Below are 14,891 nucleotides of genomic sequence, written 5' to 3'. Positions count from 1 at the left end.
GCACTTGCGCACAATCACGCAGAGCGGGCCCGCGCCCTCAAGATGCTGGCCTGACGCTCAGGGTTTATTCACACCGGATCGAGATCAGCATGACCAGTCAAAATTTTGTCGCCACACACGCGCAAGGTGCCAGCTTTGAGCGCGGTCTGCGCTCTTTCTTCGAATACCGAGATCTCGGCATCAAACAGGCGACCGGCGGCCTGGTCGATGCCCACGTCATCCGCGCCGCGGCGGGGATCGATTTCTCAAGCCAGCCGCATCGCCACAGCGCCAGATTTCAGCTGGTCTACGTGTTGAAGGGCTGGATCGAATTCGAGTACGAAGGGCAAGGCCTGGTGCGGCTTGAGGCCGGCTCTTGCGTGTACCAACCGCCCGGGATTCGGCACCGCGAGGTTGGCCACAGCCCCGACCTTGAACTGCTTGAAGTCGTTATGCCGGCAGATTTCAAGACTGAGGAAGTTGAGTCTGTGCAAAGCTAGCCCTCAAAGCGGTGCGAGCAGATTCTGACGCCGCATGACTTCATCCCTCACTTCACCGGGATCACCGTCCCCGCAGGCACCGGCACGGCCGTCACGCTGTTTTGCGGCGAGCCCTCAATGATGCGGTCAGAGTAAGTCAGGTAGACCAGCGTGTTGCGTTTGCTGTCAACCATGCGTATCACGCGCAGCTTCTTGAAGATCAGCGAGATGCGCTCGCTGAACATCTCTTCCTGCTTGTCCAGCGGCTTGGCGCCAAAGCTGATGGGGCCGGTTTGCCGGCAGGCAATCGAGGCTTCGGCCTTGTCTTCGGCCAGGCCCAGCCCGCCCTTGATGCCGCCGGTCTTGGCGCGCGATACGTAGCAGGTCACGCCGCTCACCTTGGGGTCGTCGTAGGCGTCGACCACGATCTTGTGGTCAGGCCCGAGAAACTTGAACACCGTGTCGACCGCGCCGACCTGCTCGCTGCTGGCCCGGCTGCAGGCGGTCAGCAGCAGCGCGACGGCCAAAGCGTAGTGACTGGGCTTGAATCGTTGAACGGAACTGAGGGTCATGGGAAGGCCTTGGGTTTGGAGTGGACAGCAGGGGGCTGGGGGAGGCCTGAGCCTTTTGGGCGCACGCTGGCATGCGCGCGCAGCCAGGCGGCGAATTCTTCTTCAGTGATGTCGCCCGAGGCGACGGCCAGCATGGTGAGCACGTAATCCGCATCAGTCACCACAAGGCGCCAGTCGTTAAGGCGAAGAAACAACTCGGCCGCCACCAGCGCGGTGCGCTTGTTGCCGTCAATGAAAGCGTGGTTGCGGGCAATGCCGTAACCGTAGGCTGCAGCCAGTGCGGCAGCATCGGGTTCGCCATAAGCGGCCAGGTTGAGCGGCCGGCCCAGCGCGGAGTCGAGCAAGGTTTCATCGCGCAAACCGGCGGCGCCGCCGTGTTCCGCCAGTTGCATCTCATGCACGGCAATCAATACTGCGCGGTCGATCCAGCGCCAGGCCGCCGTCATTTGGCCAACTCGCGCAGCACAGCACGCCGTTCCTTCATGATCTCGCGGCCAACCCGCATCTGCTCTTCAAAGTCAGGGTTGTGCGTCGTGATGCGCAGACCGTCGGGCGTGTCGGTCACATAAAACTCGTCGCCTTTCTCCAGCCGCATCTGCGCGAGTAGTTCCTTGGGAAAAATTGCGCCTACAGAATTGCCGATTTGGGTGAGTTTGAGAGTGTGCATGATGGTTTTACGTTATTACAGATGTAATACTAAACTGAAGGTGTGGCTGCGTCAAACGTTTGACTGATAGCTGCAAGTGGCCATATGGGCTTTTTCCCAGCCTTTTTCAACTGCGCCAGCCATCCCTCTCGCGCCGCGCCCGGCCCAGCGCTTCCAGCGTATCCAGGATGCGGGGCAAACCCTTTTTCCACGGGCCTTTGCTTTTGAAGCGCGCTTCGATGGCTGGCAGGGCCAGCGGGCCGGTGCTGCTGGCGAGGATCTGGGCCAGGGCGCGCACCTGCTCGGGCAGGATATGGGGCCAGGGCTGAAGTGTGGCGCTGGCGTCAAGGCTGGCCTGGGTCGCTGGATTAGGAGCTAAATCGGCCTCTAGCCCAATAGACACGGGCGCGAGTAGCTATTTAAGTGATAGCGCTCTGCGGCCTTCTGCGGCGCCCCAGCGGGTCGGCCGACTCACAGTTCGATGAGGGTCTTGAAGCCGCCCCAAAACATGCGCTTGGCGTCAAAGGGCAGCTTCTTCGAGTTCATCATGGCGGCGAGGCGTGGGTCTTTCATCACCTTGGCGTTGACCTTGTCGCGGTGCTTGCGCGACTTGTAAACGATCCATGAAAACACCACGGTCTCGCCCGCCTTGAGCTTGACGCTCTGCGGGAAGGAGGTGACCTTCCCCGGCTTCACATCGTCTGCGAGGCATTCGATGTACTCGAGTGCGCCATGTTCGCGCCAGACCTTGCCGGCCTTGCGCGCGATACGGCGGTAGGCATCGACATTTTTTTGGGTACGGGCAGCACGAATCCATCAATGTAGCGGGCCATGCGGTGTCTCCTTAAGCGCGTTGGTGTTGCACAGGAACGGGCGGCTGCGCCGCACTTGAAATGGTTGCCAGCCAGTTCAGCCCGTTTATAGCCCCGTTCAAGCCGGCGGGTGGGCACAAAAATGCATCGCTTTGTGAGCAGGGCAGGGCAGGGCAGCGCAGCCTGGCGCAGGGCGCACCGCGGCCTCTATCATCCCCGGATGACTTCCTCCACGCCCGCCATCCCACCCCTTGCCAGCCTGCGTCTGCTGTTTGATGCCCAGCAGCGCGCCAGCCGCGCCCAGGTAGAAGTGCCGCTGGCTTTGCGCCGCGACCGCTTGCTGCGCGTCAAGGCCTTGCTGGATGACAACGCCGGCGCGCTGGCGCGGGCTGTGCATGCCGATTTTGGCGTGCGCTCGGCGCAGCTGACCGAGATTGCCGACCTGTTTGTGCTGCGTACGCTGCTGTCGAACACGCTTAAAAAGCTTCCCCAATGGATGAAGCCGGTGAAGGTGCGCACGCCACTGTATCTTCAGCCTTCGCGCGCCTATCTGCAGCGCCAGCCGCTGGGCGTGGTGGGTGTGGTGTCGCCCTGGAATTACCCGCTGCAGCTGGCGCTGGGCCCGGTCATCACGGCGCTGGCAGCGGGCAACCGTGTGATGCTGAAACCCAGCGAGTTGACGCCGCAGACCTCGGCGCTGCTGGCCGAATTGATTGGAAAGGTCTTTGCGCCAGAGGAGTTGTGCGTGGTGCAGGGCGACGGCGGTTTTTCAGCCGAATTTGTCAGCCTGCCGTTTGACCATCTCTTCTTTACCGGCTCGACCGCAGTGGGCCGAAAAGTCGCCGCGGCTGCGGCAGCCAATCTGACACCGACCACGCTGGAGCTGGGCGGCAAATCGCCTTGCCTCATCGATGCGTCGTGCGCGCCGGCCGATCTTGACAGCGTCGCCCTCAAGATCGCGCACGGCAAGCTGCTTAACGCCGGGCAGACCTGCATCGCGCCCGATTACGTGTTGCTGCCCAGGGGGCGGGAAGCGGCCTTTGCCGCGGCCTTTGCGCGCGCCGTTGCCAGACTGTTTCCGGTCATTGTTGGCAACCCGGACTACGCCGCCATCATCAACACGCGCCAGCATGAACGCCTGCAGGCTTTGCTGGTGCAGGCTGCAGCGCAAGGCGCGCGCTTGCAGGTGATTGATCCGGGGGCTTTAAATGCTTCGGACGCTTTAATTGCGGCCACGGCCGGCAACTCGTCACGGCAAATGGCGCCGGTGCTGGTCTTCGGCGCGGCAGCTGACTGCCGGCTGCTGCAGGAAGAAATCTTCGGCCCCATCTTGCCGGTGCTGCCCTACGACACGCTGGAGCAGGCGATTGGCTACATCAACGCCAGGCCGCGGCCGCTGGCGCTGTACTGCTTTGGCAGCGACAAGGCGGCGCGCGCGCAGCTGCTGGCGCGCACCGTGAGCGGCGGCGTCACCGTCAACGACACGCTGATGCACATCGCCCACGAGAACCTGCCGTTTGGCGGCGTCGGCGAGAGCGGCTGGGGCGCCTACCACGGGGAGGCCGGCTTTGTGCGCCTGACGCAGCAAAAGCCGGTGCTGGTGCAGTCGAAGTGGGCGCGCGGCGATTTGTTTTATCCGCCTTATGGCAAGCGCTTTGGGCGGGTCATCGGGTTGCTAAAACGGCTGATTTAGCGGCTGATTTAGTGGCTGATTTAGTGGCTGATTTGGTGGCTGATTTGGTGGCTGATTTGGGACCGGCGGTTTAACATTCCGGCACACCGTAGCCAACGCAATGTGCTATAGATTTCATAGCTGTTCGCGCCTGTCGCTATTGGTCTAGAGCCCGGTTTTGTTCGGAAATGGCCAGGCGGCCGGCCCCTGGTGGCCTTCAACGTGGCTGAAAACGCGCCGACTTTTGCCGTCGCATCCTGCACGGCAAGGCGATTCAGTCCTTGGCAAGCTGGTTTTCCCCGGTAAAAATGGCAAGTTCTGCCGAAAACCTTTGCCCATTGCGCTTAGTTACTTCACCAAGGAAAACATTATGAGCAACACGCTCGAACGCAACAAGGAAGCCGTGATGGCTTTTTATGACCTGATGTTCAATCAGTGCCAGCCCGCCGAGGCGGTGCAGCGCTATGTGGGCGAGACCTACACCCAGCACAACCCGCATGTCGCCGACGGCAAGCAGGCCTTTATCGATTACTTTGAACGCATGGCGAGCGAGTACCCGGGCAAACGTGTGTACTTCCAGCGCGCGGTTGCTGAAGACAATTTCGTCGTGCTCCACTGTCGCCAGGTCTGGCCCACCGACAGCGACAAAGACTGGGCCGGCATGGATATCTTTCGCCTGGATGCTGATGGCAAGGTGGTTGAGCACTGGGACGTGCTTCAGGTGGTGCCGGGCAGCGCCGCGAATAACAACACGATGTTTTAGCGCTAGGGCTGGGCGGGGCCAGGTACAGCGCCGCACGCATTGGCGCAGCTGGGGAGGAGAAGTTTGTTTCGAGCAATCCACGACACCAGGAGACAACCATGGCACCCGATCCCAGCACGCCCCCAGGCCCGGCCGCCCGGCCCGACACCTTGCTCAGTCGCCTGTTGGGCGGCATGTCGATTTTTACCCTGCTCATGACCGTTCCGCAGGTTCTGACCATCTGGGTCGGACACCAGGCGGCCGGCGTTTCGGTGCTGTCGTGGAGCGCGTATTTCCTCTCGGCCATCCTCTGGTTCTGGTACGGGCTGCAGAGAAAAGACAAGAATATTTACCTGCCGTGCATTGCCTGGCTGGGCCTGGACGCGGCGGTCATCGTGGGCGCTTTAATTTACGGGTAGTGGCGCGTCTTCCTCTGCGGCCGTGCGCACCTCACAAATGCTATTAATTTAATAGCTGCTTGCGCCCGTGGATACTGGATTGGAGGCCTAATTCATACTGAAATGGCCGGGTGAAGGCGGCGCGTTGCCGATCTCCGCTTTGGGCAAGCGTTCGGCCCCCAGGTCAATCAGGCTGGCAATGATCAATTAATAAACATATAGTGTATTAGCAAACATTATGTTTTTGAGTATAATGATTTCATTGAACCATGCGATGACTTTCATGAGCACTCCCCACGTTGATATTGAGCAGATGCGCAAAGCTGCAGCCCAGGCTACCGCGATGCTGCGCGTGCTGGCCAATGAAGATCGCCTGCTGTTGCTGTGCCAGCTGGCGCAGGGCGAGGCCTGTGTCGGCGAGCTGGAAGAGTTGCTCGGCATTCGCCAGCCGACGCTGTCGCAGCAACTGGGCATTCTGCGTACCGAAGACATTGTTTCGACCCGGCGCGAAGGCAAAAAGATTTATTACCAGCTCAGCGACTCGCGAGTGGTGGCGCTGCTGGCGACGCTGCATGGCTTGTACTGCCCTGTGCCCATACCAACGCGGTGATCATCGTGAACCCAACCATCGAACGCACAATGCACGGGCTTGACCGAACCTGCAATTTCGCCCACCCGGCAGCGCGCTTTGGCGCGCTGGCAGCACCTTTGCTGGCCGCTGCAATGTTGTGGGCGCTGGCGCCGCCGGCGCGCGCAGGTGGGCCGGTCGGCGTAGCGCCTGCGGCAACTTTTGTGGTGGCCTACCGCGATGCGCCTGACACGGTCAGCGCGGAAGGCGTGGTGGAAGCCGTCCGCCAATCGACGCTGGCAGCCCAGATCGCCGGCCAGATTGTCGAGCTCAGGGTCAAGGTGGGCGACAGCGTAAAGTCCGGCCAGGTTTTGCTGCGCATCGATCCGCGCGCGGCCGAGCAGGTGGTATCGGGCAGCCAAAGCCAGTTGGCCGAAGCACAGGCGGGGCTGGCCAATGCCCAGCGCACCTTTGAGCGCAACAAGCAGCTGTTCGAGCAAAACTTCATCAGCAAGGCCGGGCTCGACAAGGCCGAGCTGGACTACAAGGCGGCGCAGGCGCGGGTCGGTGCCTTGCGGGCCAGCGCCGGGCAGGCGTCCACCGCCCAAACATTCACCACCATCACCGCGCCCTATGCCGGCGTGGTGGCCGCCACGTCGATTGAGGTGGGCGACATGGCGACGCCGGGGCGTCCGCTCGTCACCGTGTTTGATCCGGCCAGCATGCGCGTGATTGCCACGCTGTCGCAGTCCAGTCTGCGTGCGGTGAAGCTGCAACTGCCGGTCCAGGTTGAGGTGCCTGCCGTCGGGCGCCGCCTGACCGCCAGGCAAGTCACGCTGGTGCCGCTGGCCGACAGCCGCACGCACACCACCAAACTGCGGCTTGAATTGGCAGACAGTGCGGGACTGTTGCCGGGGCAATTTGCGCGTGCTTACTTTGCCACTGGCGTGGCGCGCAAGCTGCTCATTCCCGTAGACGCCGTGCTGCGCCGCAGCGAGGTCACCGCAGTGTATGTGCAGGGCGCAGGCGGGCAGGCGCAACTGCGGCAAATTCGTGTAGGTGAGGCTTCGGGCGACGGCACTATCGAAGTGCTGGCGGGCCTGCGCGAGGGCGAGCGCATTGCGCTGGACCCGGTCAAGGCCGGTTTGTTGCCAGCCGCCAGCCGGTAGTGCGCCCTGAAGTCCCTTGGCATTTTGAAACTCAAGGACAAATAACAGCATGGCTAACAGCATGGGTATGGCCGGTCGCCTCGCGAAATTCTTTTTGCATTCGCAGCTCACGCCGCTGATCGCATTGGTGGCGATGCTGCTCGGTTTGTTTGCCGTTCTGGTGACGCCGCGCGAGGAAGAGCCGCAGATCAACGTCACCATGGCCAACGTGCTGATTCCGTTTCCGGGCGCGTCGGCCAGGGATGTGGAAATGCTGGTGGCCACGCCGGCCGAGCAGGTGATCTCGCAGATTCAGGGCCTGGACCATGTGTATTCGGTGTCCAAGCCCGGCATGGCGATCATCACCGCGCAATTCAAGGTCGGCGTTGCGCGCACCGAAGCGCTGGTGCGGCTGTATGACACCATCCACTCCAACCGCGACTGGCTGCCGCGTGAATTGAATGTGGGTGAGCCGCTGATCAAGCCCAAGGGCATTGACGATGTGCCGGTCGTTTCGCTCACGCTCTGGACCAAAGACAGCGAGCGCGGCGCCTATGAACTGGAGCGCGTGGCGCACGCCATGGAAGCCGAGTTGAAGCGGGTTCCGGGCACGCGCGAAGTGACCACGCTGGGCGGCCCTGGCCGCATGGTGCGGGTGCTGCTCGACATCGACAAGCTCAATGCCTACCACCTGGCCATCAACGGTATTCGCCAGGCGCTGTTGGGCGTCAATGCTGCCTTGCCGGCCGGCCAACTGGCGGCCGACAACAGCACGGTTGAAGTGCAGACTGGCAATTTTCTGGCGAACGCCAGAGAAGTCGGCCAGCTGGTTGTGGGCGTGAGCGAGGGAAATCCGGTGACTTTGTCGGATGTCGCGCGCATCGTCGATGGTCCGGCGCAGCCGTCAAGGTACGTCTGGTTCGGCATGGGCAAGGCCGCCGCGACGCCAGCGACCGCCATGGGCAGCGAGTTTCCGGCCGTCACGATTGCCATCACCAAGAAGCCAGGTGAAAACGCGGTGCAGGTGGCCGAAAAAATCACGCAGCGGGTCGCCGAACTGCACAACACCATCGTGCCGAGTGGCGTACAAGTCAGCGTGACGCGCAACTACGGCGAAACCGCCAATGACAAGGCGATGAAGCTGATTCAAAAGCTGATTTTTGCCACCTCCGCGGTGGTGGTTCTGGTGTTTTTTGCGCTCGGCATGCGCGAGGCTGCTATTGTCGGCATTGCCGTGGTGCTGACGCTGGCGGCCACGCTGTTCGCCTCGTGGGCCTGGGGCTTCACGCTGAACCGGGTCAGTTTGTTCGCACTGATATTTTCGATCGGCATCCTGGTTGATGATGCGATTGTGGTGGTCGAGAACATTCACCGGCACCGCGAACTGCATCCCGGCAAATCATTGGCCGAGATCATTCCGGCGGCTGTCGATGAGGTCGGTGGCCCCACCATCCTGGCCACCTTTACCGTGATAGCCGCCCTGCTGCCGATGGCCTTCGTAACCGGCCTGATGGGGCCTTACATGAGCCCGATTCCTATCAATGCCAGCATGGGCATGGTGATTTCGCTGCTGATTGCCTTCACCGTCACGCCCTGGCTGGCGCATCGGCTTTCAAAGTCGCACAGCGGTGATGCTGTACCTTCGGCGCATGTCGACAGCCGGCTGCACCGCGGCTTCAACAAGTTGCTGCTGCCTTTTCTGTCCGATAAAAAGGCGCTCCGTAACCGGCGCTGGCTGTGGCTGGGGATTCTGCTCGCCATCATGTTGTCAGTCAGCTTGCCGGCCCTGCAACTGGTGGTGCTGAAGATGCTGCCTTTTGACAATAAATCGGAGTTTCAGGTCGTAGTTGATATGCCGGCAGGAACGCCGGTCGAAAACACCGCTGCGGCGCTGCGTGAGATGGGCGCTTATCTGGCCACGGTTGATGAAGTCACCGACTACCAGGGCTACGCCGGCACGGCCGCGCCCATCAATTTCAATGGCTTGGTGCGGCAATATTATTTGCGTCAGGCGCCCGAACTGGGCGACTTGCAGGTGAACCTGGTGGACAAGCACCAGCGCTCGCGCAAAAGCCATGAGATTGCCGGTGCCGTGCGCGGCCCGCTGGAAAAAATCGCCGCGCTGCATGGCGCCAAGGTCAAGGTGGTCGAAGTGCCGCCGGGGCCGCCCGTGCTGTCGCCGCTGGTTGCCGAAATTTACGGCCCGGATGAAGCCGGGCGCCACGCCCTGGCCAAACAGGTGCGGCAGGCGTTTGGCCAGACCGCCGACATCATGGGCATCGACGATTCGATCGAAGACAACGCGAAAAAGGTGGTGCTGCGCGTCGATCAGAGCAAGGCGGCCTTGCTTGGAATTGCTGCGACGGATGTGGTGCAGGCGATGCGGGTGGCGCTCGATGGTGAGGACATCACGTCGTTGCACGATGGCCAGTCCAAGTACAGCATTCCGGTTCAGCTGAACCTGCCGGCGGAAAAGCAGGCGCGGATGGCTAGCCTGTTGGCCATCACGGTGAAGTCAGCCACTGGCGATAGCGTGCCGCTTTCAGAGCTGGTCAAAGTGCAGCCGACCACGCGCGAAAAGACGATTTACCACAAGAACATGCTGCCTGTGACCTATGTGATCGGCGACATGGCCGGCAAGCTCGACAGTCCGCTGTACGGCATGTTTGCAGTGCGCAGCAAACTGGATAACCTGACTGCCGCGCAGGGTGCGCCGCTGGGCGAGTATTTCATCAGCCAGCCGTCTGATCCGTACCGCCAGTTCGCGCTGAAATGGGATGGTGAATGGCAGATAACCTATGAGACTTTCCGCGACATGGGGCTGGCCTACGCAGTCGGTCTGGTGCTGGTGTACATCCTGGTGGTCGCGCAGTTCGGCTCTTACTTGACGCCGCTGATCATCATGGCGCCGATTCCTCTGACCATCATCGGCGTGATGCCCGGTCATGCGCTGCTCAATGCGCAGTACACCGCGACCTCGATGATCGGCATGATTGCGCTGGCCGGCATCATTGTGCGCAACTCGATTTTGCTGGTCGACTTCATTAACCTGCAAGTGGCGCAGGGCATGCCGTTTGTCGAGGCAGTGGTCAGTTCAGCCTCGGCGCGCGCCAAGCCGATTGTGCTGACCGGCCTGGCCGCGATGATAGGCGCGCTCTTCATTCTGGATGACCCGATTTTTAACGGCCTGGCGATCTCGCTGATCTTCGGGATTTTTGTCTCTACCTTGCTGACGCTGGTGGTGATTCCGGTTTTGTATTACGCCGTGAATCGAAAGAAGTTCGCTTAAGTTTTTTAATTTTTCAGGAGGACTGGTGATGAATACCGACCGTATGGTTCGCATGTTTGCAGGAATTTTTGTTCTTGTTTCTTTGGCGCTGGGGGTTCCCGAGAGCCCGCTGTTCTTGAGCAAATACGTTTTGTGGTTTACGGTGTTTGTGGGCGCCAATCTTTTGCAAAGCAGTTTTACGCGGTTTTGTCCGCTTGAAATCATGTTGAAGAAAGCCGGTGTACGTGAGGGGTGAATACGCCTGTGCCGCTACAGCAGGCACGTGTGGTAAACAATAACTTTGACTGGAAAGCAACTATGGCTGAAACCGTAAGCGTCACGATCACGCAAAAACAGAACTACCAATTTTTGGTGGACTTTGGCGAAGGCATGCCGGAACTGCTTGCCGACGAGCCCGCGCCGCTGGGCCAGGGCGAAGGGCCGGCGCCTACACATATGTTGGCAGCGGCGGTGGCGAACTGCCTGTCGGCAAGCCTGCTGTTTTCATTGCAAAAGTTCAAGCAGGATGCTGGCGGCATCACGACCAAAGCGACTTGCATCGTGGACCGCAATGAAAAAAATCGGCTGCGCGTGCTGCAGATTGATGTGACGATTCAGCTTGGAAAAGAAGGGGTTGAATTGGCGCACCTGGACCGCGTCCTGGGGCAGTTCGGAGATTTCTGCACCGTATCGCAAAGCGTACAGGCAGGCATTCCCATCAAGATCGCCGTGATGGACAGCAAAGGCGTGCGGCTGGAGAAGCCTGAATCTGAAACCGGAAGTTGAACTGACAGTTGCCCGCTTTGTCAGTCATCGCGGCGGCATGAAAAAGAGAATCTGGTAAGCTGCTTTTGCTCGCAAAACGCGGGCACCATCCGGTCGGCGTGCGCTACCCGCTGCACGCCGAGCCGAACCAGTGACCTGGCGCGCGGCAAAACCGGGCGCGGAGTAAACCGATGATTCCTGCACAGCCCTTGCGCCCACACCTGCACCTGCATGTACCGGAGCCGACCGGGCGCCCCGGCTGCGAAACCGACTTTTCCTACCTGCACCTGGCGCGCGCCGGTGAGGTCAGGCGGCCCCCGGTGGATACGCTGCCGGTCGACACCAGCGACCTTGCCTACGCCTTGGTGCGGGTGCTTGATGACGACGGACGCGCCGTCGGCCCCTGGGCACCGCAGGTGACGCCAGAGTTGCTGCGCCAGGGCTTGCGCGCAATGATGAAAACGCGCATTTTTGACAACCGCATGGTGATTGCCCAGCGGCAAAAGAAAATGTCGTTTTACATGCAAAGCCTGGGTGAAGAAGCCATAGGCACGGCCCACGCGCTGGCGCTCAGCCAGGGCGACATGTGCTTTCCCACATACCGCCAACAGAGTTTGCTGATGGCGCGCGATGTGCCGCTGGTGGGCCTGATTTGCCAGCTGCTGTCGAACGAACGCGACCCGCTCAAAGGGCGCCAGCTGCCGGTCATGTACTCGGTGCGCGACGCCGGTTTCTTTTCGATCTCCGGCAATCTCGCCACGCAATTTATTCAGGCAGTGGGCTGGGGCATGGCCTCGGCGATCAAGGGCGACACGAAGATTGCATCAGCCTGGATCGGCGACGGCGCGACCGCTGAAGCCGACTTTCACACGGCGCTGACGTTCGCCCATGTCTACCGTGCCCCCGTCATCCTCAACGTCGTCAACAACCAGTGGGCCATCTCAACCTTTCAGGCGCTGGCCGGCGGCGAGGCCACCACGTTTGCCGCGCGCGGCGTCGGCTGCGGCATCGCGTCGCTGCGCGTCGATGGCAACGACTTTCTGGCGGTGTACGCTGCCTCGCAGTGGGCCGTCGAGCGGGCGCGCGGCAACCTGGGGCCGACGCTGATCGAATGGATCACCTACCGCGGCGGCCCGCACTCGACCTCGGACGACCCCTCCAAATACCGCCCTGCCGATGACTGGTCACGCTTTCCGCTCGGTGATCCGATTGCCCGACTGAAGCGCCACGTCATAGGCCTGGGCATCTGGTCTGAAGAAGAGCACGAACAAACGCACAAGGACCTCGAAGCGCAGGTGATCGCCGCGCAGAAAGAGGCCGAAAGCTACGGCACCATGGCCACGGGACAGATCCCCAGTGCCGCGACGATATTTGATGAAGTCTACAAAGACATGCCGGCGCACTTGCGCCAGCAGCGCCAACAGCTGGGAGTCTGACCATGGTGGAACAGGAAAATACAAGCGCACCGCGGCGTTCAGGTACTGCAGAAGTGGGCGCAAAACCCATGGCCACAAAACCCATGACCATGATTCAAGCGCTGCGTTCTGCGATGGACGTGATGCTGGCGCGTGACGACAATGTGGTGGTGTTCGGTCAGGACGTAGGCTACTTCGGCGGCGTGTTTCGATGCACCGAGGGCCTGCAGACCAAGTACGGTAAATCAAGGGTATTTGATGCCCCGATATCGGAAGGCGGCATCGTCGGCGTCGCCGTCGGCATGGGCGCCTACGGCCTGCGCCCGGTGGTTGAAATCCAGTTTGCCGATTACTTTTACCCCGCCTCGGACCAGATCGTTTCCGAAGCCGCGCGCCTGCGCCATCGTTCGGCCGGAGAGTTCACCGCACCCATGACGATACGCATGCCCTGTGGAGGTGGCATTTACGGCGGCCAGACGCACAGCCAAAGTCCAGAGGCGATGTTCACGCATGTCTGCGGCCTGCGTACCGTGATGCCGTCCAATCCCTACGATGCCAAAGGCCTGCTGATCGCGTCAATCGAGAACGATGACCCCGTGATCTTTCTTGAACCGAAGCGCCTGTACAACGGTCCGTTCGATGGCCACCATGACAAGCCGGTGGTTCCCTGGTCGAAGCACCCGCTGGGCGAGGTGCCCGAGGGCTACTACACGGTGCCGCTCGAATCTGCGGCCGTGCAGCGTGTCGGCAGCGCACTGACGGTGATTACCTACGGCACGATGGTCCATGTGTCGGCGGCGGCGGCGCAAGAGACCGGTATCGACGCAGAGATCATCGACCTGCGCAGCATTTGGCCGCTCGATCTGGATGCGATCGTCAACTCGGTGAAGAAGACCGGCCGCTGCGTGATCGTGCATGAGGCCACGCGCACCAGCGGCTTTGGCGCCGAACTGGCGGCGCTGGTGCAAGAGCACTGTTTTTACCACCTGGAGGCGCCGATTGAACGCGTCACCGGCTGGGACACGCCCTATCCGCACGCGCAGGAGTGGGCTTACTTTCCTGGTCCGGCGCGCGTAGGCGCAGCCTTTAAACGCGCGGTGGAGGCATGATGGGCATTCACAGTATCACCATGCCTGACATTGGCGAAGGCATTGCGGAAGTCGAGCTGGTAGCCTGGCGGGTTCAGCTTGGTGACAAGGTGACCGAAGACCAGATTCTGGTCGATGTCATGACCGACAAGGCGACCGTGGAAATTCCGTCGCCAGTCGTTGGCACGGTGCTCGCATTGGGTGGCGCGGTCGGCCAGGTGCTGGCCGTGGGCGCTGAACTGATACGCCTTGAAGTGGAAGGCGCGGGCAACCTCAAAGGCGGCAAAGGTGTAGGCCCAGCCAAAGCAGCGGCGCCGGCAGTACCAACTGCAGCCGCTGCGCCTCCGGCGCTGCATCAGAAGGCGGCGCTTGAAAAAGCGCCAGCGCCACAGGCCGCCCCAGCAGCCATGAACGCTGCGCGCGCGCTGCGCCAAGCCGGCGACAGGCCGATTGCGTCGCCTGCGGTGCGCCGGCGCGCCTGGGAGTCCGGCATTGATCTGCAGTACGTGGTGGGCAGCGGTGCGGCCGGTCGCATTCTGCAAGAAGACCTGGATGCCTATGCCGATACGTATGCGGCGGGCAAGGCTGGCCCGCCGTCCGCTGCGTCCGCTGCTGCCGGCCTGCGCTACACGGAACGCCTCGACGAAACAGCCGTGCCGGTGATCGGCCTGCGCCGCAAGATCGCGCAGAAGATGCAGGAGTCCAAGCGACGCATCCCGCACTTCACCTATGTCGAGGAAATCGATGTGACCGAGCTTCAGGCCCTACGCGTGCAGCTCAATACCAGGTGGGGTGCTGAAAGAGGGCGCCTGACACTGTTGCCTTTGCTGATGCGTGCCGTCGTGCTGGCGTTGCGCGAGTTTCCGCAGATCAATGCGCGCTTCGACGACGATGCCGGTGTAGTGACGCGCTACGGCGCCGTGCACCTGGGCATCGCCACCCAGACCGAAGCGGGCCTGATGGTGCCGGTGGTGCGGCATGCCGAAGCACGCGATCTGTGGGGAAACGCGGCCGAGCTGACGCGGCTGGCACAAGCGGTACGCGCGGGCAAGGCAGTGCGCGAAGAACTTTCAGGTTCGACCATCACCATCACCAGCCTGGGCGCCTTGGGCGGCATCGTTTCCACGCCGGTCATCAACGCGCCTGAAGTGGCCATCGTCGGCGTCAACCGCATTGTCGAGCGCCCGATGATCCGCGGCGGCGCCGTGGTGGCGCGGCAAATGATGAACCTGTCATCGTCGTTCGATCACCGCGTGGTGGACGGCATGCACGCCGCCGAGTTCGTGCAGTCGCTGCGCGGACTGCTCGAATGCCCCGCCACGCTGTTTGTGGACTAAGC

The 14,891-nt window shown here is 61.6% G+C and carries 16 protein-coding genes and 1 pseudogene; 12 read left to right on the top strand and 5 right to left on the bottom strand.

The annotated features are described in order from the left end of the window. The first annotated feature begins 89 nt into the window (after nt 1–89). Nucleotides 90–479 (top strand): cupin domain-containing protein, encoded by a 390-nt coding sequence (locus tag HHJ18_RS03240; RefSeq protein ID WP_296911462.1) that lies wholly within the window; start codon nt 90–92, stop codon nt 477–479. Between the two features lie 47 nt (nt 480–526). Here HHJ18_RS03240 and HHJ18_RS03235 read toward each other — a convergent pair whose 3' ends face one another. The 5 genes and pseudogenes from HHJ18_RS03235 to HHJ18_RS03215 all read right to left on the bottom strand — a co-directional run bounded on the left by HHJ18_RS03235 (nt 527) and on the right by HHJ18_RS03215 (nt 2,509). Beyond that, a complete protein-coding gene (locus tag HHJ18_RS03235; protein WP_296911460.1) occupies nt 527–1,030 on the bottom strand; it encodes a CreA family protein in 504 nt (167 codons plus the stop codon). Continuing rightward, entirely contained in the window at nt 1,027–1,476 is a 450-nt protein-coding gene (locus tag HHJ18_RS03230) for a type II toxin-antitoxin system death-on-curing family toxin (RefSeq protein WP_296911458.1), read from the bottom strand. The genes HHJ18_RS03235 and HHJ18_RS03230 overlap by 4 nt, the downstream gene beginning before the upstream one ends. Further along, the gene (locus HHJ18_RS03225) at nt 1,473–1,697 is read right to left on the bottom strand and encodes an AbrB/MazE/SpoVT family DNA-binding domain-containing protein (RefSeq protein WP_296911456.1); all 225 of its coding nucleotides are present in this window, start codon (nt 1,695–1,697) and stop codon (nt 1,473–1,475) included. The genes HHJ18_RS03230 and HHJ18_RS03225 overlap by 4 nt, the downstream gene beginning before the upstream one ends. Before the next feature lie 106 nt (nt 1,698–1,803). After that, nucleotides 1,804–2,079, bottom strand: a complete 276-nt coding sequence (locus HHJ18_RS03220) for a hypothetical protein (RefSeq protein WP_296911455.1) — start codon at nt 2,077–2,079, stop codon at nt 1,804–1,806. A gap of 68 nt (nt 2,080–2,147) precedes the next feature. Beyond that, nucleotides 2,148–2,509: pseudogene (locus tag HHJ18_RS03215) on the bottom strand (DUF1428 domain-containing protein). 199 nt (nt 2,510–2,708) lie between these two features. On the opposite strand from HHJ18_RS03215, the gene HHJ18_RS03210 reads away from it, so the two are divergent. From HHJ18_RS03210 to HHJ18_RS03160, 11 genes are all read left to right on the top strand, one after another. Further along, on the top strand, nt 2,709–4,181 hold the full coding sequence (locus HHJ18_RS03210) for an aldehyde dehydrogenase family protein (protein ID WP_296911453.1): 1,473 nt from the start codon (nt 2,709–2,711) through the stop codon (nt 4,179–4,181). A gap of 349 nt (nt 4,182–4,530) precedes the next feature. Beyond that, complete coding sequence (locus HHJ18_RS03205) at nt 4,531–4,923, top strand: nuclear transport factor 2 family protein (RefSeq protein ID WP_296911450.1); 393 nt, start codon at nt 4,531–4,533, stop codon at nt 4,921–4,923. Between the two features lie 98 nt (nt 4,924–5,021). Continuing rightward, the gene (locus tag HHJ18_RS03200; RefSeq protein ID WP_296911448.1) at nt 5,022–5,321 is read left to right on the top strand and encodes a hypothetical protein; all 300 of its coding nucleotides are present in this window, start codon (nt 5,022–5,024) and stop codon (nt 5,319–5,321) included. A 262-nt stretch (nt 5,322–5,583) separates the two neighbouring features. Next, nucleotides 5,584–5,910 carry a metalloregulator ArsR/SmtB family transcription factor gene (locus tag HHJ18_RS03195; protein WP_296911447.1) on the top strand — a complete coding sequence of 109 codons (327 nt, stop codon included), beginning with the start codon at nt 5,584–5,586 and terminating at the stop codon, nt 5,908–5,910. A 5-nt stretch (nt 5,911–5,915) separates the two neighbouring features. Beyond that, nucleotides 5,916–7,037: an efflux RND transporter periplasmic adaptor subunit gene (locus HHJ18_RS03190; protein ID WP_296911445.1), complete on the top strand. Its 1,122-nt coding sequence runs from the start codon at nt 5,916–5,918 to the stop codon at nt 7,035–7,037. Between the two features lie 49 nt (nt 7,038–7,086). Then, on the top strand, nt 7,087–10,305 hold the full coding sequence (locus HHJ18_RS03185; RefSeq protein ID WP_296911443.1) for an efflux RND transporter permease subunit: 3,219 nt from the start codon (nt 7,087–7,089) through the stop codon (nt 10,303–10,305). Nucleotides 10,306–10,333: 28 nt separating this feature from the next. After that, nucleotides 10,334–10,540 carry a DUF2892 domain-containing protein gene (locus HHJ18_RS03180; protein WP_296911441.1) on the top strand — a complete coding sequence of 69 codons (207 nt, stop codon included), beginning with the start codon at nt 10,334–10,336 and terminating at the stop codon, nt 10,538–10,540. 62 nt (nt 10,541–10,602) lie between these two features. Next, nucleotides 10,603–11,070 carry an OsmC family protein gene (locus HHJ18_RS03175; RefSeq protein ID WP_296911440.1) on the top strand — a complete coding sequence of 156 codons (468 nt, stop codon included), beginning with the start codon at nt 10,603–10,605 and terminating at the stop codon, nt 11,068–11,070. A gap of 170 nt (nt 11,071–11,240) precedes the next feature. After that, nucleotides 11,241–12,485, top strand: coding sequence for a 3-methyl-2-oxobutanoate dehydrogenase (2-methylpropanoyl-transferring) subunit alpha (locus tag HHJ18_RS03170; protein ID WP_296911438.1), 1,245 nt, complete (start codon nt 11,241–11,243; stop codon nt 12,483–12,485). Between the two features lie 68 nt (nt 12,486–12,553). Continuing rightward, a complete protein-coding gene (locus tag HHJ18_RS03165; protein WP_296911436.1) occupies nt 12,554–13,573 on the top strand; it encodes an alpha-ketoacid dehydrogenase subunit beta in 1,020 nt (339 codons plus the stop codon). After that, nucleotides 13,573–14,889 carry a dihydrolipoamide acetyltransferase family protein gene (locus HHJ18_RS03160; protein ID WP_296911434.1) on the top strand — a complete coding sequence of 439 codons (1,317 nt, stop codon included), beginning with the start codon at nt 13,573–13,575 and terminating at the stop codon, nt 14,887–14,889. Before HHJ18_RS03165 ends, HHJ18_RS03160 begins: the two co-directional genes overlap by 1 nt. Nucleotides 14,890–14,891: the final 2 nt, after the last annotated feature.

The sequence above is a fragment of the Polaromonas sp. genome (genome assembly GCF_012927455.1).
In the GTDB taxonomy this organism is placed as follows: domain Bacteria; phylum Pseudomonadota; class Gammaproteobacteria; order Burkholderiales; family Burkholderiaceae_C; genus Polaromonas.
Note: the sequence above shows the minus strand (reverse complement) of the source record. Positions and strands in the feature narration are given on the sequence as shown.

What these genes read in the sequence shown, in the direction of transcription:
- HHJ18_RS03175 (WP_296911440.1), top strand. Translation starts at nt 10,603, where the DNA reads ATGGCTGAAACCGTAAGCGTCACGATCACGCAAAAACAGAACTACCAA.
- HHJ18_RS03235 (WP_296911460.1), bottom strand. Translation starts at nt 1,030, where the DNA reads ATGACCCTCAGTTCCGTTCAACGATTCAAGCCCAGTCACTACGCTTTG.
- HHJ18_RS03170 (WP_296911438.1), top strand. Translation starts at nt 11,241, where the DNA reads ATGATTCCTGCACAGCCCTTGCGCCCACACCTGCACCTGCATGTACCG.
- HHJ18_RS03180 (WP_296911441.1), top strand. Translation starts at nt 10,334, where the DNA reads ATGAATACCGACCGTATGGTTCGCATGTTTGCAGGAATTTTTGTTCTT.
- HHJ18_RS03195 (WP_296911447.1), top strand. Translation starts at nt 5,584, where the DNA reads ATGAGCACTCCCCACGTTGATATTGAGCAGATGCGCAAAGCTGCAGCC.
- HHJ18_RS03185 (WP_296911443.1), top strand. Translation starts at nt 7,087, where the DNA reads ATGGCTAACAGCATGGGTATGGCCGGTCGCCTCGCGAAATTCTTTTTG.
- HHJ18_RS03210 (WP_296911453.1), top strand. Translation starts at nt 2,709, where the DNA reads ATGACTTCCTCCACGCCCGCCATCCCACCCCTTGCCAGCCTGCGTCTG.
- HHJ18_RS03200 (WP_296911448.1), top strand. Translation starts at nt 5,022, where the DNA reads ATGGCACCCGATCCCAGCACGCCCCCAGGCCCGGCCGCCCGGCCCGAC.
- HHJ18_RS03205 (WP_296911450.1), top strand. Translation starts at nt 4,531, where the DNA reads ATGAGCAACACGCTCGAACGCAACAAGGAAGCCGTGATGGCTTTTTAT.
- HHJ18_RS03240 (WP_296911462.1), top strand. Translation starts at nt 90, where the DNA reads ATGACCAGTCAAAATTTTGTCGCCACACACGCGCAAGGTGCCAGCTTT.
- HHJ18_RS03225 (WP_296911456.1), bottom strand. Translation starts at nt 1,697, where the DNA reads ATGCACACTCTCAAACTCACCCAAATCGGCAATTCTGTAGGCGCAATT.
- HHJ18_RS03160 (WP_296911434.1), top strand. Translation starts at nt 13,573, where the DNA reads ATGGGCATTCACAGTATCACCATGCCTGACATTGGCGAAGGCATTGCG.
- HHJ18_RS03230 (WP_296911458.1), bottom strand. Translation starts at nt 1,476, where the DNA reads ATGACGGCGGCCTGGCGCTGGATCGACCGCGCAGTATTGATTGCCGTG.
- HHJ18_RS03165 (WP_296911436.1), top strand. Translation starts at nt 12,554, where the DNA reads ATGGCCACAAAACCCATGACCATGATTCAAGCGCTGCGTTCTGCGATG.